The following is a 26,449-nucleotide window of genomic DNA, read 5'->3' as shown; positions in this document are numbered from 1 at the left end:
TCCCTGAAGGCATCAGGAAGAATGCCCATGTTAGCCAGACTGCATGAGCACTCTGGCAGATTTGCAGGAAAAGCTTGCCGCGGCGGCAGTTCACGATCAAACGGGACCGATCGATGGGTCGGCCGCCGACGAGTCGTCGCTTGCAAAATCGACCGTATCGCGTGAGGCAGGCCGGCACTCGGCGCCGCCTGCGCAAGCCTGGTGGCTGCAAAGCCATTGGCTGAATGGTGGCGGTCTTGTGGCCGGGGCCGCCTTTCTCGCGATCGGCTTCGCCGGAGGTCCTCTGGTGCTTTTAGGCTTTCTTGGCCTCGCAGCCGTTGCGCTGGCAGCCGTCGGCATCGTCAAAACGCGAGGCGCTGCGCGCGAGCCCGAGATTGACGCTGCCGATTTCAGCGAGAGCGATCACGATCGCCTATGGGAGCACAAGGAAAGCACCAGCCTCCTTGCCACCGTCCACGATGCGCTTGGCGACATCGCGGTCACGCGCAGTATCGATCGCCGGATTCTGCACGCCAACGCCACCTTCAGCAGATTGACCGGAAGGTCGCACCCCGAAGGCCTGACGCTGGAAGAAGCTGGCCTCGTATTCCGTGCCGTCACCGATGCGAAGCATCAGGATGCGGAAATCGCGACACCCGAGGGCCGGCGCATCTTCGCCTGGCACGATGTCATGTTCCGCGATGCGACGACCGGGCAATTATGCATACAGAGCATCGCGCGCGACGTGACGGAGGAGCGGCAGGCAGCCCGCCTGCGCGAAGACGCGCGGCTGAAGGCCGAATACAACAGTGCCGCCAAATCGAGGCTGCTCGCCACCGTCAGCCATGAGATCCGCACGCCGCTGTCGGGCATTCTCGGCATGAACCATCTGCTTGCCCAGACGCCGCTGACCCTGGAGCAGGCAAATTACCTGACGGGCATTCGTCAGTCGGGTCACGCGCTGGTGCAGCTGGTCGAAGATCTCCTTGATTTCTCCACGATCGAAGTCGGTCGCTTCCAGTTGCATCCGCGCACGGAGGCTTTGCGGCCGCTGCTGGAAGGCGTCATCGAGATGCTTGCGCATCGAGCCCATGAGAAGGGCATCGAAATTGCCGCGAGCGTTGCGGCCGACGTTCCCGAGAGCATGGAATTCGATCCAGCCCGGCTGCGCCAGATCCTGTTCAACGTCATCGGCAATGCGGTGAAGTTCACCCAGACCGGCGGTGTGCTTGTCAGTGTCGACCTCAACGGCCCGGATTTGACGATATCGGTGCGCGATAGCGGTCCCGGCATGACCGAGGAAGAACAGGCCCGCGTCTTCGGCGAATTCGAGCAGGCCGGCACCACGGTGGAAAGAAGCGCCGGCACCGGCCTTGGCCTTGCAATCTCCGCCCGCATCCTGCGCGAATTCGGCGGCGGGCTCAGCGTTGCCAGCGAGCGCGGCGAGGGCAGCGAATTCGTCATCTCCTTCCCGGTCGGCCTGATTGCCGGCGAAGACGGATACGATCGGCGCAATACCATGCTTAGGGGATCTCGTATCCTGCTGCTGGCTCCCCAAGGGGCGGCAAGCACGGCCATCATGCGAACCATCCAGACCCTTGGCGGCCATTGCCGGCTGATCGGCCCGGGCGACATGGATGACCTGCTGCCTTCGTTTCCGATGGGCGAGGGCGGGGTCTGGACGGATCTCATCGTCGACCATCGCATGGCGCCCTGGTACTTCAGCGAGGGAAATGCGCTTGCGGTGCCGAGGCTGCGCAAGATCTTCCTGGTCAATCCCGAGGAGCGCAACACCCATCCGCTCGATCTTTTCGACGCCTGGCTCATCCGGCCGCTGCGCGAACAGTCGCTGATCGATGTGCTGAGAGGCCGCATGCGCGGCATGGAAAAGCGCGAAGCCTTGATCGAGGCAGTCTCCGAGATCGGCATAACGACACCAGAGTCGGAAGACCGCGCGCTCGATATTCTGCTGGGTGAGGATGATCCGGTCAATGCGATGCTGGTTCGGGCCATGCTCTCCAAGGCTGGCCACAGGGTTCGCCTCGTCGAGGATTTCGACGGTCTTCGAGCCCGCACCGAAGACGGCGAAGCGCGACCGGAGGTGCTGGTGACGGATTTCAACATGCCGGGCGGTACGGGCGCGGCTGTGCTTGCGCAATTGCGCGCTCATGAACGCAGGCATGGCCTGCCGCCGCTTCCGATCATAGTGCTGACCGCGGACAGCCGCGATTCGATCCGTCGCCAGGCACTGCTGGCCGGAGCCGATGCCGTCATCGTCAAGCCGGTCGATCCCGAAAAGCTGACGGCCGCGCTACGCGGCCTGTCGAGATCGGTCTTCGAACGCGCCTAGAAATCATCGGCTATCTGCGGATGAAAATTGCAAAGCCGGCTCATCAATGCTTGATAGCGGCGGTTGACATGGCTCAACTTATGGCAATCGTCCTCGCTAAGTTGGGGATGGCGCGTCCATTCGAAAAATTGCAACGGGCACGGTTCTTGCTTTTAGCCAAGCTGCGTGTCACTTTCCTGTCGCACGAATTTGGTTTATGGCGCTATATCGGCCCGCAGGGGGAGAATCGCCATGTCCATCGAAATTTTGAATCGCGAAGCTCAGGGCGAAATGGTTCAGTCTTCAAAGGCAACGGTTGAGCCAGTTGCCAGCGATGTGCTCGGACGCATCGGAAATCTCGAAACGCGCCTTGCCCGCACGGCGCGCGAAATCGATGCCGCTCAGGCCGTCCGCTACCGCGTTTTCGTCGAGGAGATGAACGCGCAACTGCCGGCTGACGCCATGCGTCGTCAGCGTGATGTCGACAGCTGGGACGACATTTGCGACCATCTTCTGGTGCTGGACCGCTCGCTTGAGGGCGATCCGGAAGACCAGATCGTCGGCACCTATCGCCTGCTGCGCCAGGAAGTGGCCATGGCCAATGGCGGCTTCTATTCCTCATCGGAATTCGACATCGATGCGCTGCTCGCCCGTCATCCCGATAAGCGCTTCATGGAGCTCGGCCGTTCCTGCGTGCTGCCGGATTACCGCAACAAGCGTACGGTGGAACTGCTCTGGCAGGGCAATTGGGCCTATGCGCTGAAGCATGGCATGGGTGCCATGTTCGGTTGCGCATCCTTCCCGGGCATTCTGCCGGAGCAGCATGCGCTGGCGCTTTCCTTCCTCTATCACAATGTTCTCGCCAAGGACGAATGGGCCGTTGGCGCGCTGCCATCGCTGGCACGCAACATGGATCTGATGCCGGTCGAGGCCGTCAATCCGAAGAAGGCGCTGATGTCGCTGCCGCCCTTGATCAAGGGCTATCTGCGTCTCGGCGCCATGGTCGGCTCGACCGCCGTGGTCGATCAAGCTTTCAACACGACAGACGTTCTGATCGTCCTGCCGATCGCCAGCATTTCCAACCGCTACGTGAATTATTACGGCGCGGATGCCGGTCGCTTCGCCAGCTGAGGACTATCAAGGGATCGCGAAAATATCGATCGCATCCGTGATGCCGCGCAGCGCGACATGATGCGATTGCGGCGTGAGGCCGCGCCTTGTCATCAGTTCGGCAGCGCGAGGATGATCGAGCACCGAGCTGGTGGCAAAGATCTCGCGTGATGTGGCGAGGTGCTGGACGCGGGATGCGATATTGACCGTCTGCCCGAAATAATCCTGTCGTTCGTTCAGGCTCACGGCGATGCACGGCCCCTCATGGATGCCGATTTTCAGAAGAAGATCATCATTGCCGCGCTCTTCGTTGAGGCTGAGCATGGCCTCTCGCATCCGCATCGCCGCAGTGAGCGCCCGGTCCGGGGTCGGGAAGGTCGCCATGACCGCATCGCCGATTGTCTTGACGACCGCGCCCGCCTCTGCCGCCACGATCTCATGCAGGATGCCGAAATGCGTTTTGACCAGATCGAAGGCCGCAAGATCGCCAACCCTTTCGTATAATTCCGTCGAACCGCGCAGGTCGGTGAACAGAAAGGTGAGGCTGGTGATCTTCAGCCGCTGATCGATGTCAATCGTGTCCGTCCGATAGATGTCACGGAAGGTCTGGTTGGAAAGCAGGCGCTTGGCGGTCAGAAATGGCCGGCGTTGTCCAAGCAGCGTGTGAAGAGCGTCGTTGGCCACGCAGATCGATGGCAGCACGCGAAGGTCCGTGTGGTTCTCCATCTGGACGCGTAGCGGGCCGGGCCGCAATTCTATGGCCTCGCTATGGCGATGCATGCGATCGAAAACGAGCGAGAGAGCCTGCCGCTCCTTCGATGGTTCTCCCTTCACGTCGAGGAATTGCGCCGCATGCGTGACCGGCTCGAAGATGATGGTGAATTCCGCCGGCAATTGAAGCGATATGACCGCTTTCTCGCCCGGCGGCAGTTCCAGGGATTCCAAAACGAACTGATCGACTTTTTCTTCGTAACCCTCGTCGGGAAGGTCGATGCCTGAGCCCCAATAAATCTGGCGGAAATATTCGAGCGGCGGCAGATCGTGCGGATTGTGCGCTTCTATGTGGCGCACGCGTGGACTGACGGTGAAGGTGACTTCGACCATCTCGTCGAGCGTCGGCTCGTATCCGGCGGCGCAAAGCGTGCAGTTATAGGTATCGCTCTGCACAGTTTTGAGTGAAGTATTAGCATCCAACACTCCGCCGCAGCCGGGGCAAAGAACATTCCACGACATCTCGAACAGGCCGAGGCGCGAGGCGTGCAGAAAGGCATTGACGGCCTGTTCTTCATCGAAGCCGTGGCCTGCCGCAAAGGCGAGCGCATTCACACGGTTGAGCTTGCGGTCGGGTGCCTCAAGAACGAGCCGCTCGATAGCATCGACAATGTCAGGCTGCGCTGAATGGCGCAGCACTCCGAACAGGACCTGAGCTTCACTCATCCCCCTATTTTACACCGAATTGATACGGCAGCCCATCACCTTTGTTGGGTCGCCGGCTCAGTCTTATGGGGTAGTGGTTACGAGCCCGCGCCATAAGCCGCGATGGCGGCCATGTTGACGATATCGGAATCCTTGGCGCCCATCGATGTGATCTGCACCGGCTTGTCGAGACCTACGAGCAGCGGCCCGATGACCGTCGAGCCGCCGAGCTCCTGCAGCATCTTGGTGGAGATCGCCGCAGAGTGGAAGGCGGGCATGACAAGCACGTTTGCCGGTCCGGAAAGTCGCGAGAAGGGATAGAGGTTTTCCATGAGCTTGCGGTCCAGCGCCACATCCGCCGCCATTTCGCCGTCGAATTCAAAATTGACGTATCGCTTGTCGAGAATATTAACCGCTTCACGCACCCGCTCGGAGCGTTCGCCTGGGGGATGGCCGAAGGTGGAATAAGCGAGCATGGCGACGCGCGGCTCATAGCCCATGCGCCGGGCGAAGCCGGCAGCTTCCTCGGCGATATCGGCCAGTTCTTCGGAGGTCGGCATGTCATGCACGGCGGTATCGGCAACGAAGACGGTTCGGCCGCGGGCAAGCACGATCGATATGCCGATGACCCGGTGTCCCGGTTTGGCGTCGATGCAGCGGCGTACATCGCCGAGCGCAGTCGAATAGTTGCGCGTCACGCCCGTCACCATGCCGTCGGCATCGCCCAGTGCGACCATGCACGCGGCAAAATGATTGCGGTCGTTGTGGATCAGGCGCGTCACGTCACGATGCAGGTAGCCCTGGCGCTGCAGCCGGGCATAGAGATAATCGATATAGGCATCACCGCGCTTCGAGATGCGGGCATTGACGATCTCGAGGCCTGGGCGGTTGAGATCGATGCCGGCGCGCTCGGCGGTTGCCTGGATCAGATCCTCGCGGCCGAGCAGGATCGCCGTGCCGAGCCCCTGATTGACGTAGGAGAGGGCGGCGCGCATGACCTGCTCTTCTTCCGCTTCGGCAAAGACGATGCGCTTCTGGTGCCGGCGGACACGCTCGTATAGCTGCGCCAGTGTCGAAGCAATCGGATCCCGCCGGGCAGAGAGTTCGCGCGCATAAGCGGCCATGTCGGCAATTTCGCGGCGCGCGACGCCGCTCTCGATCGCGGCTTTTGCGACAGCCACCGGGATTGCCGAGATGAGCCGCGGATCGAAGGGCACAGGGATGATGTACTGCGCGCCGAAGCGCGGCCGCGCGCCCTGATAGGCTGCCACGACATCGTCAGGCACGTCTTCGCGCGCAAGGCTCGCCAGCGCGTTGACGGCGGCGATCTTCATCTCGTCGTTGATGGTGGTGGCGCGCACGTCGAGGGCGCCGCGGAAGATATAGGGGAAGCCGAGGACATTGTTGACCTGGTTCGGATAGTCCGAGCGCCCCGTCGCCATGATGGCGTCGTCGCGGATGCGGGCGACTTCTTCCGGCGTGATTTCCGGATCCGGATTGGCCATGGCGAAAATGATCGGCCGGTCGGCCATAGAACGGATCATATCCTCGGAAAAGGCGCCCTTCTGCGAGAGGCCGAACACGACGCCGGCGCCCTTCATTGCTTCCGCTAGCGTGCGCTTGTCGGTCTTGACGGCGTGTGCCGACTTCCACTGGTTCATGCCTTCGCTGCGACCCTGGTAGATCACGCCCTTGGTGTCGCAAAGGACGATGTTGTCCGGGGCGAAGCCCATCGACTTGATCAGCTCGATGCAGGCGATGGCGGCAGCGCCGGCGCCGTTGCAGACGAGCTTGGTGGTCTTCAGGTCGCGGCCGGTCAGCTCCAGCGCGTTGATGAGGCCGGCAGCGGCGATGATGGCGGTGCCGTGCTGGTCGTCATGGAACACGGGGATATCCATGAGCTCGCGCAGCCGCTGCTCGATGATGAAGCAGTCCGGCGCCTTGATGTCCTCGAGATTAATGCCACCGAAGGATGGGCCGAGATAGCGTACGCAATTGATGAATTCGTCGACATTCTCGGTGTCGATCTCGAGATCGATTGAATCGACGTCGGCGAAGCGCTTGAACAGCACCGATTTGCCTTCCATGACCGGCTTGGAGGCGAGTGCGCCGAGATTGCCGAGGCCGAGAATAGCTGTGCCGTTCGAAATGACGGCGACCATGTTGCCGCGCGAAGTATAGTCGTAGGCGGTGGCCGGATCTGCAGCGATCGCCTTTACGGGAACGGCGACACCGGGCGAATAAGCAAGGGAAAGATCGCGTTGTGTCGCCATCGGCTTGGTCGGATTGATCTCAAGCTTGCCGGGGCGTCCGTTCTTGTGGAAGTCCAGTGCTTCCTGATCGGTGATCCCCGTTCCCGGACGCGACTTGCTCTTGCTGTCAGCCATTGTTCCTCCAAACCTCCTGTGGGCGACCGGTCCCTCTTGTCCGATAGCTGTTGTCTTCTATAGCGGCGCGCGGATAGGGTGGCACCTCATTTTTTTGGAAAAACTGCACCTCCGTGAACGAACGTATTAACGCCAGCATCGATGCTTTCTCGGCCGCCGAGCTTGCCTCGGAGGAAAGCCGTGCCTCGGCCACTCCGATGATGGAGCAATATATCGAGATCAAGGCGAACAATCCCGGTTCGCTGCTGTTCTATCGCATGGGCGACTTCTACGAACTGTTCTTCGAAGACGCCATCGATGCGTCGCGTGCGCTCGGCATCACGCTGACGAAGCGCGGCCAGCACATGGGGCAGGACATCCCGATGTGCGGCGTTCCGGTTCACGCTGCCGATGATTATCTGCAGAAACTGATCGGTCTCGGCTTTCGCGTTGCTGTATGCGAGCAGGTGGAGGATCCTGCCGAAGCGAAAAAGCGCGGCGGCAAATCGGTGGTGCGGCGCGATGTCGTGCGCCTGGTGACGCCGGGTACGATCACCGAAGAAAAGCTGCTTTCGCCCTCGGAATCCAATTATCTGATGGCGCTCACCCGTATTCGCGGTGGCGTCGAGCCGCAGCTGGCGCTTGCCTGGATCGATATTTCGACAGGCGTCTTCCGTCTTGCAGAAACGGAGACGTCGCGGCTGCTCGCCGATATCCTGCGCATCGATCCGAGAGAACTGATCCTGCCGGATACGATGTTTCATGATCCGGAGCTGAAGCCCGTTTTCGATATCCTCGGCCGGACCGCTGTTCCGCAGCCGGCGGTGCTCTTCGACAGCGCCAGCGCCGAGGGACGGATCACGCGTTACTTCGGCGTGTCGACACTCGATGGTTTTGGCACGTTCAGCCGCGCCGAATTGGCTGCGGCTGCGGCTGCAATTGCCTATGTCGAAAAAACCCAGCTCGCCGAGCGGCCCCCGCTGGGATTGCCGGAGCGCGAAAGCGGCGCCTCGACACTTTTCATCGATCCCGCCACGCGCGCCAATCTCGAACTGGTTCGCACGCTCTCCGGCGATCGCAACGGTTCGCTGCTGAAGGCGATCGACCGTACCGTGACCGGCGGCGGTGCCCGCCTTCTTGCCGAGCGGCTGATGTCGCCGCTGACCGACCCTGCCCGTATCAACGAAAGGTTGGATTCGATCGGCTTTCTGACCGAGGAGCCGTCGCTCTGCAGCGATCTGCGTTCGGCATTGAAGCATGTGCCTGACATGCCGCGTGCCCTGTCGCGCCTTGCGCTCGATCGTGGTGGTCCGCGCGATCTCTGGGCGATCCGTCAGGGGCTGGCGGCGGCGGCCGATCTTGCCCGGCTTCTCGATGGCGCCTTGCTGCCGGAAGAGCTTGCCGCCGCACTGGACGGACTGAAAGCTTTACCGGCTGATCTCGAAGCCATGCTTGCGGCGAATCTTGCCGACGAGCTGCCCCTGCTGAAGCGCGACGGAGGTTTCCTGCGGGAAGGGGCGAATGCCGAGCTGGATGAAGTGCGGGCACTGCGCGACCAGTCGCGCCGCGTCATCGCCGGCCTGCAGCTGCAATATGCCGAGGAAACCGGCATCAAGTCGCTGAAGATCAAGCACAATAATGTGCTCGGCTACTTTATCGAGGTCACCGCCGGCAATGCCGGTCCGATGACGGACACCAGCGAAGCCAAGGCGCGCTTCATCCATCGCCAGACCATGGCGAATGCCATGCGCTTCACCACTACAGAACTTGCCGATCTTGAAAGCCGCATTGCCAATGCCGCCGACAAGGCGCTGGCGATCGAACTCGAGGCCTTCGACCGCATGGTTGCGGCCGTTGTGGCTGCTGCCGAGGCGATCAAGACCGGCGCCCGCGCGTTGTCGGTGATCGATGTCGCGGCGGGGCTTGCACTGCTTGCCGAGGAGCAGGCCTATTGCCGGCCCGTCGTCGACGGCAGCCGCATGTTCGCGATCGAAGGCGGCCGTCATCCAGTCGTCGAACAGGCGCTGCGCCGTCAGGCCGGCGGTCCGTTCGTCGCCAACAATTGCGATCTTTCGCCGAAAGCCGACGGCAAGGATGGCGCGATCTGGCTCCTGACCGGCCCGAACATGGGCGGTAAATCCACCTTCCTGCGCCAGAATGCTTTGATCGCTATTCTAGCGCAGATGGGCTCCTTCGTGCCCGCCGCTTCGGCCCATATCGGTATCGTCGACCGGCTCTTCTCGCGCGTCGGCGCTTCCGATGATCTTGCCCGTGGCCGCTCGACCTTCATGGTCGAGATGGTCGAGACGGCGGCGATCCTCAACCAGGCAACGGAACGCTCCCTCGTCATCCTCGACGAGATCGGTCGTGGCACCGCGACCTTCGACGGTCTTTCGATCGCATGGGCAGCCGTCGAGCATCTGCATGAAGCCAACCGATGCCGCGGTCTGTTCGCCACGCATTTCCACGAGCTGACCGTGCTCTCGGAAAAGCTCGGCCGGCTTTCCAATGCCACCATGCGCGTCAAGGAATGGGATGGCGATGTCATCTTCCTGCACGAGGTTGGGCCGGGGGCTGCCGATCGCTCCTACGGTATCCAGGTGGCGCGACTCGCCGGTCTGCCGGCTTCCGTTGTGGCGCGCGCCCGCGATGTCCTGACGCGGCTTGAAGATGCCGACCGCAAGAATCCGGCAAGCCAGCTCATTGATGATCTCCCCCTCTTCCAGGTGGCCGTCCGCCGGGAGGAAGCCGTTGGCCGGCGCGAGCCGTCCAAGGTTGAGGAACGGCTGAAAACGCTCGATCTTGACGATCTGACGCCGCGAGCCGCCCTGGATGTACTCTATGAACTGAAGAAAACGCTTACCAAGACCAGTTGACCGCAGGCGATATTCCAAAGGCAATATGATGTATCTCGAAGTTCTTCTCGCCGAAGTCCGCATTCTGGGTGAGCGCTTCTCTCCGATCGCCGCGCGCGGCAAGATCTGCGGCGAGGGCGAAGCCCCGGACTGTGAATCCGATCGGGGCCTGCTCGATATCACGCTGTCCTGCAGCCGCATTTCCGATATCTGCTCCAAGATCGCCAAGGCCGGTTATTGGGAATGCGAGCGCGAAATGGTGACGCAGATCGGCGCTCAATCGCGAAACATACTATATAGTTTGAACGAGCTCAGACGGGCACTTGAGCCGGCAAGGCCCTAAAACTGCCGATTTCTGCGTCGATGGCCGTCACGCTTCGTCAACCTTGGCCCGATAGAAATCTTGACGGATCATCGATTCGAGATGATCGGCTCCAGCTGGCTTTGGGGATGCGGGCGTAGAATGCCTGTGTCAATCGCTGGGCAAAGAGGCTATAGCGCATGCAGACGAAAAGACGGGCGCGCCGGCAACGGACCGCGGTCAGCGAAGAGAAAGCCGATCGGCAGAGCATGGAAACGCATCATATCGATTTTTCGACCATTCTCGATGTATCCGCGCTGAAGGCGGAGTGCGAGACCCTCACCAAACGCGGCCTGGATAAGAATGAAGAGCGCTCCGCACTGCTGGCGCTGTTGAAAAAGGCAAGCCAGGATGGACGGGAAGAAGCGCGGCGGTTGCTGATCGCCGACGGCAGCGGGCTTAATTGCGCGCACCGGATTTCCTGGCTGCAGGACCAGATCATCACCGTCCTCTACGATTTCACCGTCCATCACGTCTATCCGAAGCAGGCCGGCGCCTTCTCCGTCACCGCCGTCGGCGGCTATGGCCGCGATACGCTGGCGCCGGGCTCCGATATCGACCTTCTCTTCCTCTTCCGGCCGAAGCCGGAGAGCGAGACGCACAAGGCGGTCGAATTCATTCTCTATATGCTGTGGGACATGGGCTTCAAAGTCGGCCACGCCACGCGCACGGTCGAGGAGTGCATCCGAGAGGCCAAGTCCGACATGACGGTGCGCACCGCCATTCTCGAAACCCGCTATATCTGCGGCAACATCGCGCTGGAGCGCGAGCTGCAAGCCCGTTTCGACAAGGAGATCGTCACCAATACCGGCCCGGAATTCATCGCCGCCAAGCTCGCCGAGCGTGACGAGCGCCACCGCAAGGCGGGCGACACCCGCTATCTCGTCGAGCCCAACGTCAAGGAAGGCAAGGGTGGCCTGCGCGACCTGCACACGCTGTTCTGGATCTCGAAATATTACTATCACGTCCGCGATCCAGCCGAGCTGGTAAAGCTCGGCGTGCTCTCGAAACAGGAATATCGTCTCTTTGAGAAGGCCGAGGATTTCCTCTGGGCCGTGCGCTGCCATATGCATTTCCTGACCGGCAAGGCGGAAGAGCGGCTTTCCTTCGATATCCAGCGCGATATCGCCGCAGCCCTCGACTATAACGCCCGCCCGGGCCTTTCGGCCGTCGAGCGCTTCATGAAGCATTATTTCCTTGTCGCCAAGGATGTCGGCGATCTCACCCGCATCCTCTGCGCCGCACTGGAGGACCAGCAGGCGAAAGCCACGCCGGGGCTCACCGGCGTCATCAGCCGTTTTGCCAACCGCTCGCGCAAGATCCCCGGCACCGTCGAATTCGTCGAAGACCGCGGCCGCATCGCGCTTGCCAATCCCGATGTCTTCAAGCGCGATCCGGTCAGCCTTATCCGGCTGTTCTTCGTTGCCGATATCAATGGGCTGGAATTCCATCCGGACGCGTTGAAGCGCGTCACCCGCTCGCTGAACCTCATCGACAACGATCTGCGCGAGAACGAGGAGGCGAACCGGCTCTTCCTCTCCATCCTCACCTCGAAGCGCGATCCCGCACTCATCCTGCGCCGCATGAACGAGGCCGGCGTGCTCGGCCGCTTCATTCCGGAATTTGGCAAGATCGTCTCGATGATGCAGTTCAACATGTATCATCACTATACGGTGGACGAGCATCTGATCCGCGCCGTTGAGGTGCTATCGGAGATCGACAAGGGCAAGGCCGAGGATATCCATCCGCTGACCAACAAGCTGATGCCTGGCATCGAGGATCGCGACGCGCTCTATGTCGCCGTCCTCCTGCACGACATTGCCAAGGGCCGCGAGGAGGACCATTCGGAAGCCGGCGCCGCGGTTGCACGCAAGCTTTGCCCACGCTTCGGCCTTTCGCCGAAGCAGACGGAGCTGGTGGTCTGGCTGATCGCGGAACATCTGACCATGTCGATGGTCGCTCAGACGCGCGACCTGACCGACCGCAAGACCATTATCGATTTCGCCGACCGGGTGCAGTCGCTTGACCGGTTGAAGATGCTGCTGATCCTGACCGTCTGTGATATCCGCGCCGTAGGCCCCGGCGTCTGGAACGGCTGGAAGGGCCAGCTGTTGCGCACGCTCTATTATGAAACGGAGCTGCTGCTGTCAGGAGGTTTCTCCGAAGTTTCGCGCAAGGAACGCGCCGAAGCTGCTGCCGAAGCGCTGGAACACGCACTCGCGGATTGGAGCCAGAAGGAGCGCAAGGCCTACGTCAAGCTGCACTATCAGCCCTATCTGCTGTCCGTGCCGCTGGAAGATCAGGTCCGCCATACGCAGTTCATGCGTGAATCCGACAAGGCGGGCAAAGTCCTCGCCACCATGGTGCGCACCGACAGCTTCCACGCCATCACCGAGATCACCGTGCTCTCGCCTGACCATCCGCGTCTTTTGACCGTGATTGCCGGCGCCTGCGCTGCTGCGGGCGCTAATATCGCCGATGCGCAGATCTTCACGACATCGGATGGCCGCGCGCTCGACACCATCCATGTCAGCCGCGAATTTCCTGATGATGCCGACGAACTGCGCCGCGCCGGCACCATCGGCAAGATGATCGAGGACGTGCTGGCCGGCCGCAAGCGGCTACCGGAGGTCATCGCGACGCGCACGAAGAACCGCCGCAAGAACAAGGCTTTCGTCATCCCGCCGTCGGTCATCATCACCAACAGCCTCTCCAACAAGTTCACGGTCATCGAGGTCGAATGCCTCGACCGCCCCGGCCTGCTGTCGGAAATCACGGCCGTTCTTTCGGACCTGTCTCTCGATATCCAGTCTGCGCGGATCACCACCTTCGGCGAAAAGGTCATCGATACCTTCTATGTCGCCGACCTGGTGGGCCAGAAGATTTCCAACGAGAACAGGCGAGCCTATATCACCGCCCGCCTGAAAGCCGTCATGGCCGGCGAAGAGGATGAAATGCGCGAGCGCATGCCCTCCGGCATCATCGCGCCCGCCGCCACGCGCGGCGTCGCCGTCGAAAAGTCAGACACTGAGAAGAAAGCCGGTTCAGCCGCATGAGCCTAGTCAAGAAATTCATCACGGTCGGTGGCGCGACGCTCGGCAGCCGCATCTTCGGCTTCGCCCGCGAAACGCTGATGGCCGCTGCCCTCGGCACCGGGCCGATGGCCGACGTCTTCTACGCCGCCTTCCGCTTTCCGAATCTCTTCCGCCGATTGTTTGCCGAAGGCGCCTTCAACGCCGCCTTCGTGCCGCTTTTTGCAAAAGAGATCGAGGCGAATGGCATCGACGGCGCCAAGCGGTTTTCCGAGGAAGTATTCGGCGTTCTCTTCTCGGTCCTGCTGCTGATCACTATCGTCATGGAACTAGCCATGCCGCTCCTGGTGCGTTGGGTCATCGCACCTGGTTTCGCCGACGATGCCGAGAAATTCGATCTGACGGTCCGGTTGGCCGCCGTGATGTTCCCTTATCTCATGTCGATGTCGCTGACGGCGATGATGAGCGGCATGCTGAACTCGCTGCATCATTTCTTCGCTGCCGCCGTGGCTCCGATCTTCCTAAACCTGGTGATGATCAGTGCGCTGTTCTATGCGATCTACTACGGCGCCGATCCGCTGAGCACAGCCTGGTATTTGTCCTGGTCGGTACTGGTGGCAGGCGTGCTGCAGCTGGCGGTCGTCTATATCGGCGTGCGTCATGCCGGCATCAGTATCGGTCTGCGCTTTCCGCGCTTCACGCCCAATGTCAAACGGCTCCTGCTTCTTGCGATCCCGGCGGCCATCACCGGCGGCGTCACTCAGATCAATCTGGTGATCGGCCAGGCAATTGCCTCGGGCAAGGAAGGCGCGATCGCCGCCCTGCAATATGCAGACCGCATCTACCAGTTGCCGCTCGGCGTCGTCGGCGTCGCGGTCGGAATCGTGCTTCTGCCGGAACTAGCCCGCTCGCTGAAATCAGGCCACATCAAGGAAGCTGCCAATATCCAGAACCGCTCGATCGAATTTGTGCTGTTCCTGACCCTGCCGGCCGCTATTGCCCTCTGGCTGCTCTCCGATGATATCATCCGCGTGCTTTACGAGCGCGGCGCCTTTAACTCGGAAAATACAAAGCTGGTCGGCTCCATCCTCGCAATCTTCGGTCTTGGTCTGCCGGCTTTCGTGCTGATTAAAGCACTGCAGCCCGGCTTTTATGCCCGCGAAGATACGAAATCGCCGATGCGCTACACGGCGGTCGCCGTCGCCGTCAATTCGGCGCTGTCCATCTTGCTTTTCCCGGTGCTGGCCGAACGCGGCATTGCGCTCGCTGAGGCGGTTGCCGGATGGCTGAACGCCGTGCAGCTCTTCGTCACGCTCTATCGCCGCGGACATCTCGCCTGGGAATGGTCGCTGGCGCGCCGCACTGTGATGCTGCTCGTATCCTCCGCCGTCATGGGCGGCGTTATCGTATATTTGTCTGATCGCTGGGAGCCGCTTCTGGGGGGGAGCTCGTCGCTGCTCATCAAAACCGGCATCCTGGGCTTGCTCATATTGATTGCGATGGCGGTGTATTTCATTGTCGCCTTCCTGATCGGTGGCGTGGATTTGGGCATGGTACGCCGCAATTTGAAGCGCAAGCGGGCCGCGACCGCTCCAGATGCCGAGGTGGCGAACGGGGAATAACAAAGGCTCCTTCGCCCGATCGAACGGTGCGAGATTGAATCCGTTTTATAGGTTTTTATTTCGAGCCGAGAATCGTAGCTAATGCTGCCGTGCCAGGAAATAAGACGGAGTTCCCATGCCCCAATCCCTCTTCCTCGTCGCCCTCGTCGTCGATGACTATGATCGCGCGAAAGCCTTCTATTGCGATGCCCTCGGCTTCGAGTGCTTGGCCGACGAGGTGCAGCCGGAGGGCAAGCGCTGGGTCGTGGTCAGACCGAAAGGCACCGAGGGCGCCGCGCTATTGCTCGCCCAGGCCGCCAGCGACAGCCAGCGCACGGCGATCGGCAACCAGACCGGTGGCCGCGTCGGCTTCTTCCTCAAGACCGATGATTTCGCCCGCGATCATGCAGCTATGAAGGCAAAGGGCGTGCATTTTCTGGAGGAACCGCGCCATGAAGTCTATGGCACGGTCGCGGTCTTTGCCGATCCCTACGGCAACACCTGGGACCTGATCCAGCATTCTTCCTGAGACTGCCCATATAACCTCTTGATCCCAACCTATCCGCCGTGCATAAGCCGCTCGAAACCAAGGGTCGAGCGCGAGCTCACCCGGGCCCTCCACAAGCCTTTTGAGGACGACATGACCGAATTCAAGCCGCTCGTATTCTCCGGCGTTCAGCCTACCGGCAACCTCCACCTCGGCAACTATCTCGGCGCAATCCGCAAGTTCGTGGCCCTGCAGGCCAATAACGACTGCATCTACTGCGTCGTCGACATGCATGCGCTGACGGCGCAGCTGGTCCATGAGGACATGCCGAACCAGACGCGCTCGATCACCGCGGCCTTCCTTGCCGCCGGCATCGATCCGGAAAAGCACATCGTCTTCAATCAATCGGCCGTGCCCGGCCATGCTGAGCTTGCCTGGATCTTCAACTGCGTCGCCCGCATCGGCTGGATGAACCGCATGACGCAGTTCAAGGACAAGGCCGGCAAGGACCGCGAGCAGGCTTCGCTCGGCCTTTACGCCTATCCGAGCCTGATGGCGGCGGACATTCTGCTCTATCGCGCCACCCATGTCCCGGTCGGCGACGACCAGAAGCAGCATCTAGAGCTGACCCGCGACATCGCCATGAAGTTCAATCTGGACTATATGGAGCATATTCGCCGCACGGGCTACGGCATCGACATCACCGTCGGCGATGAGCCGGTGCATGCCTATTTCCCCATGGTCGAGCCGCTGATCGATGGCCCGGCGCCGCGCGTCATGTCGCTGCGTGACGGCACGAAGAAGATGTCGAAATCCGACGCATCGGACCTCTCGCGCATCAACCTGCTCGACGACGAGGAAAACATCTCGAAGAAGATCCGCAAGGCCAAGACCGATCCGGATGGCTTGCCGAGCGAAATCGCCGGTCTTGCCGGCCGGCCTGAAGCCGACAATCTGGTTGGCATCTATGCGGCGCTTGCCGACAAGTCGAAGGCTGACGTTCTCTCGGAATTCGGCGGTCAGCAATTCTCGGTCTTCAAGCCGGCACTCGTCGATCTCGCCGTGCATGTGCTTTCGCCGATCACGATGGAAATGCGCCGCTTGATGGCCGACCCTGGCCATATCGACGCCGTTCTGCGCGATGGCAGTGCCCGCGCCCGCGCCCGCGCCGACGTGACCATGAAGCAGATTCGCGACATTATCGGCTTTCTCTATTGATGATATCGTCATGCAGGCCTCTCGGTCCCAAACGGGGGCTTGCAAAACGCCGCCTTCGGGTGTCAGAGTCGCTGCATGGTTTCAAAACGTCTCTCACGGCTCGAAGGTCATCGCCGCAAGTTCATGGCGGTCATCGACGGCACGCCTGAATGCCAGCGCGCCGTCCATTATGCCGGCCGGCGCGCCAAGAATTCCAATGGCGGCCTCGTGCTACTCTATGTGATCCCCGAGGGCGACTTCCAGCAATGGCTTGGGGTCGAGGAGATCATGCGGGCGGAAGCGCGCGAGGAGGCCGAGGCCGCAACCGCAAAGGCTGCGCAAACCGTGCGCGAAAACATCGGCATCGACGCGGAAATCGTCATCCGTGAGGGTGCTGCCGCCGAGCAGATCAATGCCGTGATTGAAGAGGATCGAGATATCGCTCTTCTCGTGCTTGCCGCCGGTTCCGCCAAGGAAGGCCCAGGCCCGCTCGTCTCGTCGATCGCCGGTCGTGCCGCCGCTTTCCCGATCCCGGTGACGGTGCTCCCGGATACGCTGAGCAACGAGGAAATCGACGCGCTGAGTTGATCGCGTGTGCCATTTCTTGAGAAACACTCTCTTGAATAGAATGGCCAAAAGGCCTATTTTCTTTTGAAATATTCTAAAGTCGGGATCGGGCGTCTGCCCGCCGCATGGAGATCAAGATGTTCATTCAGACCGAAGCGACGCCGAACCCCGCGACCCTCAAGTTTCTGCCGGGCAAAGTGGTGATGGAAAACGGCACGGCCGAGTTCCGCAGCGCCGAGGAAGCCGAAGCTTCGCCGCTCGCTGCTCGCCTCTTCGAAATCCCGGGCGTGATCGGCGTTTACTTCGGCTATGACTTCATTTCCGTCTCCAAGGAAAATCAGGAATGGCAGCATCTGAAGCCCGCCATCCTCGGTTCGATCATGGAGCACTTCATGTCCGGCAAGCCGGTCATGGGCTCGGCATCCGTTCTGTCCGAAGTGCAGGATGCCGGCGGCGAATTCTTCGATGAAGGTGACGAGGCCATCGTGCTGACCATCAAGGAGCTGCTCGATACCCGCGTTCGTCCCGCCGTTGCCCAGGATGGCGGCGACATCACCTTCCGCGGCTTCCGTGACGGCAAGGTCTACCTCAACATGAAGGGATCGTGCTCGGGCTGCCCGTCCTCCACGGCAACTCTGAAGCATGGCGTGCAGAACCTGCTGCGCCATTTCGTCCCGGAAGTGCAGGAAGTCGAAGCCGTCTAATCCCGGCCTAGCGGAAAAATTGACATGATCGTACTGGCGCTCGACACGGCAGGTGTGGATTGCGCTGCCGCTGTGTATGATAGCGGCAGTGATTCTGTGATGGGGGAGGTCACGGAAACGATCGGACGGGGGCATGCCGAGCATCTGATGCACGTTGTCGACGAGGCGCTGGCGAAAGCCGGTGTGGCGCTTTCGGCCATTGAGCGTGTTGTCGTGACTGTCGGCCCCGGTTCCTTCACCGGCATCCGCATTGGCGTTGCAGCCGCGCGCGGTTTTGCACTTTCCCTCAATGTTCCAGCGGTTGGTGTCACGACCCTCGAGGCCATGGCCGCGACCGCCAGAGCGCAGAATCCGGGCAAGTCGGTTCTGGCTGCCATCGATGCCAAGCGCGAGGAGATCTATCTCCAGAGCTTCGATGCCGATGGCAACCCGCTGGACGAGGCTCGGGCCGTGACGATCGACGAAGCGCGGGCAATCGCCGGCGCATTCGATGGCGTCGTCACCGGAACGGCCGTCGCCCGGTTGAGCGACGCGCCGCCTGCGGAGCGGCCAGACGCATTTCCGATTGCCATCGTCGCCCGGCTGGGCGCTGGCAAGCCTGCTGGCGAAAAGCCGAAGCCGCTTTATCTTCGCGGACCCGATGCCAGACCGCAGGCCGGATACGCAGTTGCCAGGCAATAGACATGCTCGAATCCTATCTGACCTTGAAAGCCGAATACGAAATCGTCCCGATGGAACTGAAGGATTGCGCCGAAGTGGCGCTCCTGCATGGCGAACGCTTCCCGCGGGTATGGGACGAAACTGAATTTCAGGGTCTCCTTTCGCAGGAGACCACCTTCGGCTTCGTTGCCCGCCAGACCAATGCCATCCTTAAAAAGGCGCTTCCCGGCTTCGTGCTGGCCCGGCATGTGGCGGGCGAGGGCGAAATCCTGACAATCGCCGTCAATGCCAAACTCGGACGCTCCGGCCTTGGCTGGCGCCTCATGCAGGCGGCGTTGCGTGAAACTCGCAATCGCGGCGGCGAAACTATGTTTCTCGAAGTCGACGGCAGCAATCAGCCGGCCCTCGGCCTCTATCGCAAGCTCGGTTTCGAGACGGTCGGCGAGCGCAAGGCCTATTATGCCGGCGAAAACGGACAAAAATCGACGGCGCTTGTCATGCGCCGCGTTCTTCGCTAGTCCCTTGTCACAGTTCATTTGGACCGAAGACAGCGATTGATGGAAGACGCCGTAAAATCCCTGGAGGAGCTTTGCGCCGAGCGCGGCATGCGCATGACGGAGCAGCGCCGGGTCATTGCGCGCATCATCGAGAGCTCCGGCGATCACCCGGATGTCGAGGAGCTCTATCGCCGCTCGGTGGAAGTGGATGCGAAAATCTCGATCTCCACGGTGTACCGCACCGTCAAGCTGTTCGAGGACGCCGGCCTTCTTGCCCGCCATGATTTCCGCGATGGGCGCTCCCGCTACGAGACCGTGCCGGAAGAGCACCACGACCATCTGATCGATCTGAAGAGCGGTCAAGTGATCGAATTCCACTCGCCGGAGATCGAGGCGCTGCAGGAGCGTATCGCCCGCGAACACGGCTTCAAACTCGTCGACCACCGGCTGGAGCTTTACGGCATCCCGCTGAAGAAGGACGAAGGTTGACGTGAAGGCTTTCATGCAGGAGCGAGCGATTTGATGACCTGGCTGCGCATCGGCTGTGCCGCCGTGGTTATTTGTGTCGTCAGCGCGGTGATGCTGCCGCTGCAGATCCTCTGCCTGCGCTTTGACTGGAAGCTCCGGCGCTATCTGCCGCGCTACTGGCATCGCATCGTCTGCTATTGGCTTGGTGTCCGCATCCATGTGATCGGCAAGATGGAGACGAGCCGGCCTTTGATGCTGGCCTCCAACCATTCGTCCTGGCTGGATATTCTCGTCCTGTCGGCAGTTGCCGATATTTCCTTCATCGCCAAGTCGGAAGTGCGGGACTGGCCGGTCTTCGGCCTTCTTGCCCAGTGGCAGAAGAGCGTGTTCGTGGAGCGCGAGCAGAAGCGCAAGACTGGCGAGCAGGTGAACGAGATCGGCGATCGGATGGCCGATGGCGAAATCATGGTGCTCTTTCCCGAGGGCACCACCTCGGATGGCAATCGCCTGCTCGAGGTCAAGTCCTCGCTGTTCGGTGCGGCCGCTGCCGCCCTGCCGAAGGCGCCGGGCGCCATCGTGCATGTCCAGCCGGTCGCTGTTGCCTACACCCGTGTCCATGGAACGCCGATGGGCCGCTATTATCGCCCGCTGACGGCATGGCCTGGCGATATCGAGCTCGTACCGCATCTGAAGGGCATCATCCAGTGCGGTGCCATCGATGTCGATGTCTGCTTTGGCGAGGCGGTGGATTATCGCGCCGGCACCAATCGCAAGGAAGTCAGCGCCACCATCGCCAGGCGCATCCGCAATATGCTTGCCAGCCGCCTGCTCGGGCGCGAGATCGCCTGATTTCCAGGTGATTCCAACTTTTTCATTTTCTCCGAAAGCAAAAGCCACTACATAGCGGCCCATGACCAAGGACAGCCTAACCCTCGACGCCCCGGCGGCCGACGCTTTGCAGCTCGGTCCCCGCGATGGCTCCAACAGCCGCAAGGTTTTCATCAAGACCTACGGCTGCCAGATGAACGTCTATGATTCCACGCGGATGAGCGATGCGCTTTCCCGTGACGGCTATGAGCCGACGGAGGACATGGAAGAGGCCGATCTCGTCCTGTTGAACACCTGTCATATCCGCGAGAAGGCTGCCGAAAAGGTCTATTCCGCGCTCGGCCGACTGCGCGAAATGAAGAAGCGCAAAGCGGCCGATGGTCGCGAGATGATGATCGGCGTCACCGGCTGCGTCGCGCAAGCGGAGGGCGAGGAAATCCTGCGGCGCGCGCCTGCCGTCGATGTCGTCATCGGCCCGCAAACGTATCATCGCCTGCCGGATGCGCTTCGCCGCGCCAAGGAGGGCCAGCGCGTCGTCGACACGGAATATGCGATCGAGGACAAGTTCGAGCATCTGCCGATCGCCGAAAAGACGAAGATCCGCGCCCGCGGCGTCACTGCCTTTCTGACGGTGCAGGAAGGCTGTGACAAGTTCTGCACCTTCTGTGTCGTGCCATATACGCGCGGCTCCGAGGTCTCCCGCCCGGTCGCGCAGATCGTCGAAGAGGCCGAGAAACTGGTCGATGGCGGCGTGCGCGAAATCACGCTGCTCGGCCAGAACGTCAATGCCTGGCATGGCGCTGGCCCGAAGGGCGAGGCTTGGAGCCTCGGCGATCTCCTCTATCGTCTCGCCGAGATCCCCGGCCTCGCGCGCCTGCGTTACACCACCAGCCACCCGCGCGACATGGACGACCGCCTCATCGGCGCCCATCGCGACCTGCGGACGCTGATGCCCTATCTGCATCTGCCCGTTCAGGCGGGCTCCGACCGCATCCTGAAGGCGATGAACAGGCGGCATACGGCCGCGGAATATCTGACGCTCATCGAGAAGATCCGCACTGCACGCCCGGATATCGCTCTTTCGGGCGATTTCATCGTCGGCTTCCCGGGGGAGACAGACCAGGATTTTGAGGATACACTGAAGCTTATCGAGGAGGTGAATTATGCACAGGCCTTCTCGTTCAAATATTCCACGCGGCCGGGCACACCCGGCGCGGAATTGAAGGATCAGGTGCCCGAAGAGGTCAAGACCGAGCGGCTGGAGCGTTTGCAGGCATTGTTGCTGAAGCAGCAGCATGCGTTTGCCGAGGCCTGTGTGGGCAAAACAGTGGATATCCTTCTGGAAAAGCCGGGCCGGATGCCGGGCCAGTTGATCGGACGCTCTCCCTGGCTGCAGTCTGTGAATGTTGATGCAAAAGCATCGCAAATCGGTGACATTATTAACGTACGAATCACCGGAACCAGCACCAACAGCCTTTTTGCTGAATTGCTCTAGGTTCCGGACGGGCACAAGGAGCCGCACCGCTTGAACGGACAGGAATTGGTTTCTTCTTCATCGCGCCAGCCCCGCACCGCGAGCGACGCCAATCACTTCACCCTGACGTTCGAGAATAATCGGTTCGCCAGTGAGCTTTTCGGGCAGTTCGACCAGAATTTGAAGCTGCTTGAGGAGCGCCTCGGCATTGATGCTCGCGCTCGCGGCAATTCCGTCGTCATCACAGGCGATGTACTGGCCACCAATCAGGCACGCCGCACGCTCGATTATCTCTATGACAAGCTGCAAAAAGGCGGCAATGTAGAGCGTTCCGATGTGGAAGGGGCAATCCGCATGGCGGTTGCCGCCGACGACCAATTGACGCTGCCGACCATGGAGAGAAAAGCCAAGTTGACGATGGCGCAGATTTCAACGCGCAAGAAGACGATCATCGCGCGGACGCCGACCCAGGATGCCTATATGCGGGCGCTGGAGCGGTCCGAGCTCGTCCTCGGTGTCGGACCTGCCGGTACGGGCAAGACCTATCTCGCCGTCGCGCACGCCGCCCAGCTTCTGGAGCGCGGTGCCGTTGAAAAGATCATCCTGTCGCGCCCGGCCGTCGAAGCCGGCGAGCGGCTCGGCTTCCTGCCTGGCGACATGAAGGAAAAGGTCGATCCATACCTCCGCCCGCTCTATGACGCGCTTTACGACATGATGCCCGGCGACAAGGTCGAGCGTGCTATCACGGCAGGCGTCATTGAGATCGCGCCGCTCGCCTTCATGCGTGGCCGCACGCTCTCCAATGCCGCCGTTATCCTCGATGAGGCGCAGAACACGACATCCATGCAGATGAAGATGTTTCTGACGCGCCTCGGCGAGAACTCGCGGATGATCGTGACCGGCGATCCGAGCCAGATCGACCTGCCGCGCGGCGTCAAGTCCGGCCTGGTGGAAGCGCTGCAGCTGCTGGATGGCGTCGAGGGCATCACCATCGTCCGCTTCAAGGATACGGACGTCGTCCGCCATCCGCTGGTGGCGCGCATCGTCCGGGCCTACGATTCCACCTATGCCGCAAAGGCAGAGGAAAGCGATCCGCAGATCTGATCTGCGGTTACGAAAGATCATGGCCGAACTCGATATACAGATCAGCGTGGAGGAGGGCGATTGGCCCTCCGAAGAGATATTGCAGTCGCTTGCCGAGCGGGTGCTGGGCGAAGCTGCAAATTATCTCAAGAAGCACGAGAAGCAGCCATTTCCAAAAATGGCCCCTGAATTGTCGCTGGTCTTTACCGACGACGCTTCGATCCGCGAGATCAATGCGGAATGGCGCTCTCAGGACAAGGCGACGAACGTTCTGTCCTTTCCGGCTTTTCCGCTCGAACCGGGCGGCAAGCCCGGTCCGATGCTGGGCGATATCATCATCGCCAGGGAGACGGTGGAGCGTGAGGCGGTGGATCTCGAAAAGAGTTTTGACGACCATCTGACGCATTTGATGGTGCATGGTTTCTTGCATCTCTTCGGCTACGACCATATGAATAATAGCGAAGCCGAAAGAATGGAGGGGCTGGAGACTCGCATTTTGGCGAGTCTTGGCCTATCTGATCCCTATGCGGGACAAGACCCCATTTGATCTGAACCCTGTCTGACCAGGAACAATGAGCGACTTTACGACAAGATCGGCCCCCGAGGCCAAAGACGGAGCCGACGCAGCCTCCTCCGACGAGGTAGGCAGTAGTAGCAACGGCAAGCGATCCCACTCTTCATTCTGGGCACGTGCCGCGCGGATTCTGCGCCCGGCACAGGACGCCGCCCGTTTGCGCGAGGACCTTGCCGACGCGTTGATGACCAACGCTGCCGGTGATGATGCCTTTTCGCCCGATGAGCGTGCAATGCTGCACAACATCCTGCGCTTCCGCGAGGTGCGCGTCGAGGATGTCATGGTGCCGCGCGCCGATATCGAGGCCGTGGATCAGAACATCACCATCGGCGAGCTGATGATCCTCTTCGAGGAAAGCGGCCGCTCGCGCATGCCCGTCTATGCCGATACGCTCGATGATCCGCGCGGCATGGTGCATATCCGCGACCTGCTGTCCTATGTCGCCAAACAGGCCCGCAACAAGCGCCGCAGCGGCAGTGCTAAGTCGGCGGCTGCTGCAACGGCTGCACCTGCAGCCGAAAAGCCGGCACGCTCGGCCAAGCCGAACTTCGATCTATCGCGGGTCGATCTGCAGAAGACGCTGGTCGAGGCTGGTATCATCCGCAAGATCCTGTTCGTGCCGCCTTCGATGCTTGCCTCCGATCTCCTGCGCCGCATGCAGGTCAACCGAACGCAGATGGCCCTCGTGATCGATGAATACGGTGGCACGGACGGCCTGGCGTCGCATGAGGACATCGTCGAAATGGTCGTCGGCGATATTGATGACGAGCACGACGACGAAGAAGTCATGTTCAAGCGCGTCTCCGAGGATGTCTTCGTAGCCGACGCCCGTGTCGAGCTGGAGGAGATCGCAGCCGCGATCGGTCCGGATTTCGACATCGCCGAGCAGGTGGACGAGGTGGACACGCTCGGCGGCCTGATCTTCTCCGCGCTGGGCCGCATTCCGGTGCGTGGCGAGGTGGTGCAGGCGCTTCCCGGTTTCGAATTCCATATTCTCGATGCCGATCCGCGCCGCATTAAGCGGGTGCGCATCACGCGTAAGCGTCACGCCGCCCGCCGCCGACCGACCGTCAAGCTGGAAGGCGATGCCGGTACGCCGGAGCGCGATTTGCCGGCACCGGAAACGATCGCCGAAGAAACGCCGGCCGAGCGTAACGCCGCCCGCCAATAAATGGCGCGAAAGCGGGACAAATCGCTGCATTTTTGAAAGACTGCGCCCAATTGATTCGCGATTGGACGGAGCTGACGCATGGAATGGCTTTCGGGCAGGGTGATCCTCGTCTGGGGTTTCAAACGTGCGTTGCTTACGGTCTTGGCCGGTGCCATCGGCGTGCTTGCGCTGCCGCCCTTCGGCTTCTTCGCGGCAATGTTCGTCTCGTTCACGCTGCTCATCTGGCTGCTGGATGGCGTTGCTGCCGGCCCGGATAGCGGTCTGCTCGGGCGCCTCTGGCCCGCCTTCTTCACCGGCTGGCTGTTCGGCTTCGGCTATTTTGTCGCCGGCCTCTGGTGGCTCGGCCATGCGCTGCTGATCGATGCCGATGAGTTCGCCTGGGCGCTGCCGCTGGCAATCCTGGGCCTGCCGGCCTTTCTGGCCGTTTTCTACGGCGTCGCGACCGTGCTTGCACGGATCCTGTGGTCCGACGGCATGGGGCGCATCGCCGCGCTTGCCTTCAGTTTCGGTATCCTGGAATGGCTGCGCAGCTTTCTTTTCACCGGCTTTCCCTGGAATGCAATTGGCTATGGCGCCATGCCCATTCCGCTGATGATGCAGTCGGCGCATGTCGTCGGCGTGCTCGGAGTGACCGTGCTTGCCGTCTTCGTCTTTGCGACACCTGCGCTGCTCGGCACGCGCCAGGGGCGGGTGCCGGGGATCGGCCTTGCTGTCCTCATCGCCGCCGCTCATTTCGGTTATGGTTATTACGCACTGGGCCAGCCGGAAGCGCCGTTGGCCGATGCCAAGACGGCACCTGTGGTACGTATCGTTCAGCCGTCCATCGACCAGGAAACCAAGATGGATACGGCCGCCGACCGTGCCGCCATCTTCGACAAGCATTTGGCGCTCTCGGTCCAGCCGCCTGCCAATGGCGGCAAACGGCCCGACATCATTGTCTGGCCGGAAACGGCCGTGCCCTTCATCCTCACCGATAACCGCGATGCGCTCGCCCGTATTGCCGATCAGCTCGAAGACGATCAGATCCTGATCACCGGCGCCGTCCGCGTCGAAGACATGGGGCCGGGAGTCGAGCCGCGCTATTACAATTCGATCTATGTGATCGACGGTCGCGGACAGATCATCGGTGCGTCCGACAAGACCCATCTCGTCCCCTTCGGCGAATACGTGCCCTTCGAGCACATTCTGAGCTATCTCGGCATCGAGAACGTCGTGGAACTGCCGGGAGGGTTTTCAGCGGCCGCCAAACGGGAATTGCTGAGCATGCCGGATGGCCTGAAATTCTATCCGCTGATCTGTTACGAGATCATTTTTCCGAACGAGATGACTCCGGAGATCCAGCAGGCCGACGCCATCTTGAACGTCACGAACGACGGCTGGTTCGGCGATACGCCTGGCCCATACCAGCATTTCCAGCAGGCAAGGGTGAGGGTGGTGGAGCAGGGGCTGCCGTTGATTCGAAGCGCCAATACCGGCATTTCAGCATTTGTTGATGCACACGGACGAGTGCTTTCCGGTATCGATTATAATCAGCAAGGCTTTATAGATACTACTTTGGGTGGCGCAACCGTATCGCGCATCGACGATAAAGCCAGAAAAACATACTTTTGGTTGATCATCGGAGCAGTCGGCATGATTGCCGTGATTTCGCGCATGGGTTTTATTTTCAGGGTGAATTGACCAAAAAACC

21 protein-coding genes are annotated in these 26,449 nt (G+C 61.1%); 19 read left to right on the top strand and 2 right to left on the bottom strand.

Annotated features, from left to right (window positions below):
• Positions 1-43: 43 nt before the first annotated feature.
• Complete coding sequence (locus FBZ99_RS13245) at positions 44-2,329, top strand: hybrid sensor histidine kinase/response regulator (RefSeq protein ID WP_145633523.1); 2,286 nt, start codon at positions 44-46, stop codon at positions 2,327-2,329.
• Positions 2,330-2,560: 231 nt separating this feature from the next.
• On the top strand, positions 2,561-3,439 hold the full coding sequence (locus tag FBZ99_RS13240; protein ID WP_113329985.1) for a GNAT family N-acetyltransferase: 879 nt from the start codon (positions 2,561-2,563) through the stop codon (positions 3,437-3,439).
• A 6-nt stretch (positions 3,440-3,445) separates the two neighbouring features.
• Here the strand turns inward: FBZ99_RS13240 and FBZ99_RS13235 are convergent, their stop codons facing one another.
• Complete coding sequence (locus FBZ99_RS13235; protein WP_113329986.1) at positions 3,446-4,855, bottom strand: adenylate/guanylate cyclase domain-containing protein; 1,410 nt, start codon at positions 4,853-4,855, stop codon at positions 3,446-3,448.
• A gap of 77 nt (positions 4,856-4,932) precedes the next feature.
• On the bottom strand, positions 4,933-7,221 hold the full coding sequence (locus tag FBZ99_RS13230; protein WP_145633520.1) for an NADP-dependent malic enzyme: 2,289 nt from the start codon (positions 7,219-7,221) through the stop codon (positions 4,933-4,935).
• 197 nt (positions 7,222-7,418) lie between these two features.
• On the opposite strand from FBZ99_RS13230, the gene mutS reads away from it, so the two are divergent.
• The 17 genes from mutS to lnt all read left to right on the top strand — a co-directional run bounded on the left by mutS (position 7,419) and on the right by lnt (position 26,439).
• Entirely contained in the window at positions 7,419-10,076 is a 2,658-nt protein-coding gene (gene mutS, locus FBZ99_RS13225; protein WP_442966484.1) for a DNA mismatch repair protein MutS, read from the top strand.
• Between the two features lie 25 nt (positions 10,077-10,101).
• On the top strand, positions 10,102-10,398 hold the full coding sequence (locus FBZ99_RS13220) for a hypothetical protein (RefSeq protein ID WP_244575268.1): 297 nt from the start codon (positions 10,102-10,104) through the stop codon (positions 10,396-10,398).
• A gap of 158 nt (positions 10,399-10,556) precedes the next feature.
• Complete coding sequence (locus tag FBZ99_RS13215) at positions 10,557-13,472, top strand: [protein-PII] uridylyltransferase (RefSeq protein WP_113351316.1); 2,916 nt, start codon at positions 10,557-10,559, stop codon at positions 13,470-13,472.
• The gene (gene murJ, locus FBZ99_RS13210; RefSeq protein WP_113329991.1) at positions 13,469-15,070 is read left to right on the top strand and encodes a murein biosynthesis integral membrane protein MurJ; all 1,602 of its coding nucleotides are present in this window, start codon (positions 13,469-13,471) and stop codon (positions 15,068-15,070) included. Before FBZ99_RS13215 ends, murJ begins: the two co-directional genes overlap by 4 nt.
• A gap of 115 nt (positions 15,071-15,185) precedes the next feature.
• The gene (locus FBZ99_RS13205) at positions 15,186-15,578 is read left to right on the top strand and encodes a VOC family protein (RefSeq protein WP_145633514.1); all 393 of its coding nucleotides are present in this window, start codon (positions 15,186-15,188) and stop codon (positions 15,576-15,578) included.
• Positions 15,579-15,689: 111 nt separating this feature from the next.
• Entirely contained in the window at positions 15,690-16,754 is a 1,065-nt protein-coding gene (trpS, locus tag FBZ99_RS13200; protein ID WP_112722011.1) for a tryptophan--tRNA ligase, read from the top strand.
• Positions 16,755-16,829: 75 nt separating this feature from the next.
• Complete coding sequence (locus tag FBZ99_RS13195) at positions 16,830-17,321, top strand: universal stress protein (protein ID WP_095433804.1); 492 nt, start codon at positions 16,830-16,832, stop codon at positions 17,319-17,321.
• Between the two features lie 116 nt (positions 17,322-17,437).
• On the top strand, positions 17,438-18,004 hold the full coding sequence (locus FBZ99_RS13190; RefSeq protein WP_069611377.1) for a NifU family protein: 567 nt from the start codon (positions 17,438-17,440) through the stop codon (positions 18,002-18,004).
• Between the two features lie 24 nt (positions 18,005-18,028).
• On the top strand, positions 18,029-18,685 hold the full coding sequence (gene tsaB / locus FBZ99_RS13185; protein WP_145633512.1) for a tRNA (adenosine(37)-N6)-threonylcarbamoyltransferase complex dimerization subunit type 1 TsaB: 657 nt from the start codon (positions 18,029-18,031) through the stop codon (positions 18,683-18,685).
• Between the two features lie 2 nt (positions 18,686-18,687).
• Positions 18,688-19,182, top strand: a complete 495-nt coding sequence (locus FBZ99_RS13180; protein WP_113329994.1) for a GNAT family N-acetyltransferase — start codon at positions 18,688-18,690, stop codon at positions 19,180-19,182.
• Between the two features lie 39 nt (positions 19,183-19,221).
• The gene (locus tag FBZ99_RS13175) at positions 19,222-19,650 is read left to right on the top strand and encodes a Fur family transcriptional regulator (protein ID WP_095433808.1); all 429 of its coding nucleotides are present in this window, start codon (positions 19,222-19,224) and stop codon (positions 19,648-19,650) included.
• A gap of 30 nt (positions 19,651-19,680) precedes the next feature.
• Positions 19,681-20,478 carry a lysophospholipid acyltransferase family protein gene (locus FBZ99_RS13170; RefSeq protein ID WP_145633509.1) on the top strand — a complete coding sequence of 266 codons (798 nt, stop codon included), beginning with the start codon at positions 19,681-19,683 and terminating at the stop codon, positions 20,476-20,478.
• A gap of 61 nt (positions 20,479-20,539) precedes the next feature.
• Positions 20,540-21,952, top strand: coding sequence for a tRNA (N6-isopentenyl adenosine(37)-C2)-methylthiotransferase MiaB (gene miaB, locus FBZ99_RS13165; RefSeq protein WP_113329997.1), 1,413 nt, complete (start codon positions 20,540-20,542; stop codon positions 21,950-21,952).
• 30 nt (positions 21,953-21,982) lie between these two features.
• Positions 21,983-23,035, top strand: a complete 1,053-nt coding sequence (locus tag FBZ99_RS13160) for a PhoH family protein (RefSeq protein WP_069611161.1) — start codon at positions 21,983-21,985, stop codon at positions 23,033-23,035.
• Between the two features lie 19 nt (positions 23,036-23,054).
• A complete protein-coding gene (gene ybeY / locus FBZ99_RS13155; RefSeq protein ID WP_113329998.1) occupies positions 23,055-23,561 on the top strand; it encodes an rRNA maturation RNase YbeY in 507 nt (168 codons plus the stop codon).
• 25 nt (positions 23,562-23,586) lie between these two features.
• A complete protein-coding gene (locus FBZ99_RS13150; RefSeq protein WP_145633506.1) occupies positions 23,587-24,759 on the top strand; it encodes a hemolysin family protein in 1,173 nt (390 codons plus the stop codon).
• Between the two features lie 78 nt (positions 24,760-24,837).
• Positions 24,838-26,439 carry an apolipoprotein N-acyltransferase gene (lnt, locus tag FBZ99_RS13145; RefSeq protein WP_113351309.1) on the top strand — a complete coding sequence of 534 codons (1,602 nt, stop codon included), beginning with the start codon at positions 24,838-24,840 and terminating at the stop codon, positions 26,437-26,439.
• Positions 26,440-26,449: the final 10 nt, after the last annotated feature.

The sequence above is a fragment of the Rhizobium sp. ERR 1071 genome, assembly GCF_007828675.1.
Lineage (GTDB): Bacteria > Pseudomonadota > Alphaproteobacteria > Rhizobiales > Rhizobiaceae > Rhizobium > Rhizobium dioscoreae.
Note: the sequence above shows the minus strand (reverse complement) of the source record. Positions and strands in the feature narration are given on the sequence as shown.

Coding starts and splice junctions, on each gene's coding strand:
- FBZ99_RS13245 (WP_145633523.1), top strand. CDS start 44: ATGAGCACTCTGGCAGATTTGCAGGAAAAGCTTGCCGCGGCGGCAGTT.
- FBZ99_RS13240 (WP_113329985.1), top strand. CDS start 2,561: ATGTCCATCGAAATTTTGAATCGCGAAGCTCAGGGCGAAATGGTTCAG.
- FBZ99_RS13235 (WP_113329986.1), bottom strand. CDS start 4,855: ATGAGTGAAGCTCAGGTCCTGTTCGGAGTGCTGCGCCATTCAGCGCAG.
- FBZ99_RS13230 (WP_145633520.1), bottom strand. CDS start 7,221: ATGGCTGACAGCAAGAGCAAGTCGCGTCCGGGAACGGGGATCACCGAT.
- mutS (WP_442966484.1), top strand. CDS start 7,419: ATGATGGAGCAATATATCGAGATCAAGGCGAACAATCCCGGTTCGCTG.
- FBZ99_RS13220 (WP_244575268.1), top strand. CDS start 10,102: ATGATGTATCTCGAAGTTCTTCTCGCCGAAGTCCGCATTCTGGGTGAG.
- FBZ99_RS13215 (WP_113351316.1), top strand. CDS start 10,557: ATGCAGACGAAAAGACGGGCGCGCCGGCAACGGACCGCGGTCAGCGAA.
- murJ (WP_113329991.1), top strand. CDS start 13,469: ATGAGCCTAGTCAAGAAATTCATCACGGTCGGTGGCGCGACGCTCGGC.
- FBZ99_RS13205 (WP_145633514.1), top strand. CDS start 15,186: ATGCCCCAATCCCTCTTCCTCGTCGCCCTCGTCGTCGATGACTATGAT.
- trpS (WP_112722011.1), top strand. CDS start 15,690: ATGACCGAATTCAAGCCGCTCGTATTCTCCGGCGTTCAGCCTACCGGC.
- FBZ99_RS13195 (WP_095433804.1), top strand. CDS start 16,830: ATGGTTTCAAAACGTCTCTCACGGCTCGAAGGTCATCGCCGCAAGTTC.
- FBZ99_RS13190 (WP_069611377.1), top strand. CDS start 17,438: ATGTTCATTCAGACCGAAGCGACGCCGAACCCCGCGACCCTCAAGTTT.
- tsaB (WP_145633512.1), top strand. CDS start 18,029: ATGATCGTACTGGCGCTCGACACGGCAGGTGTGGATTGCGCTGCCGCT.
- FBZ99_RS13180 (WP_113329994.1), top strand. CDS start 18,688: ATGCTCGAATCCTATCTGACCTTGAAAGCCGAATACGAAATCGTCCCG.
- FBZ99_RS13175 (WP_095433808.1), top strand. CDS start 19,222: ATGGAAGACGCCGTAAAATCCCTGGAGGAGCTTTGCGCCGAGCGCGGC.
- miaB (WP_113329997.1), top strand. CDS start 20,540: ATGACCAAGGACAGCCTAACCCTCGACGCCCCGGCGGCCGACGCTTTG.
- ybeY (WP_113329998.1), top strand. CDS start 23,055: ATGGCCGAACTCGATATACAGATCAGCGTGGAGGAGGGCGATTGGCCC.
- FBZ99_RS13150 (WP_145633506.1), top strand. CDS start 23,587: ATGAGCGACTTTACGACAAGATCGGCCCCCGAGGCCAAAGACGGAGCC.
- lnt (WP_113351309.1), top strand. CDS start 24,838: ATGGAATGGCTTTCGGGCAGGGTGATCCTCGTCTGGGGTTTCAAACGT.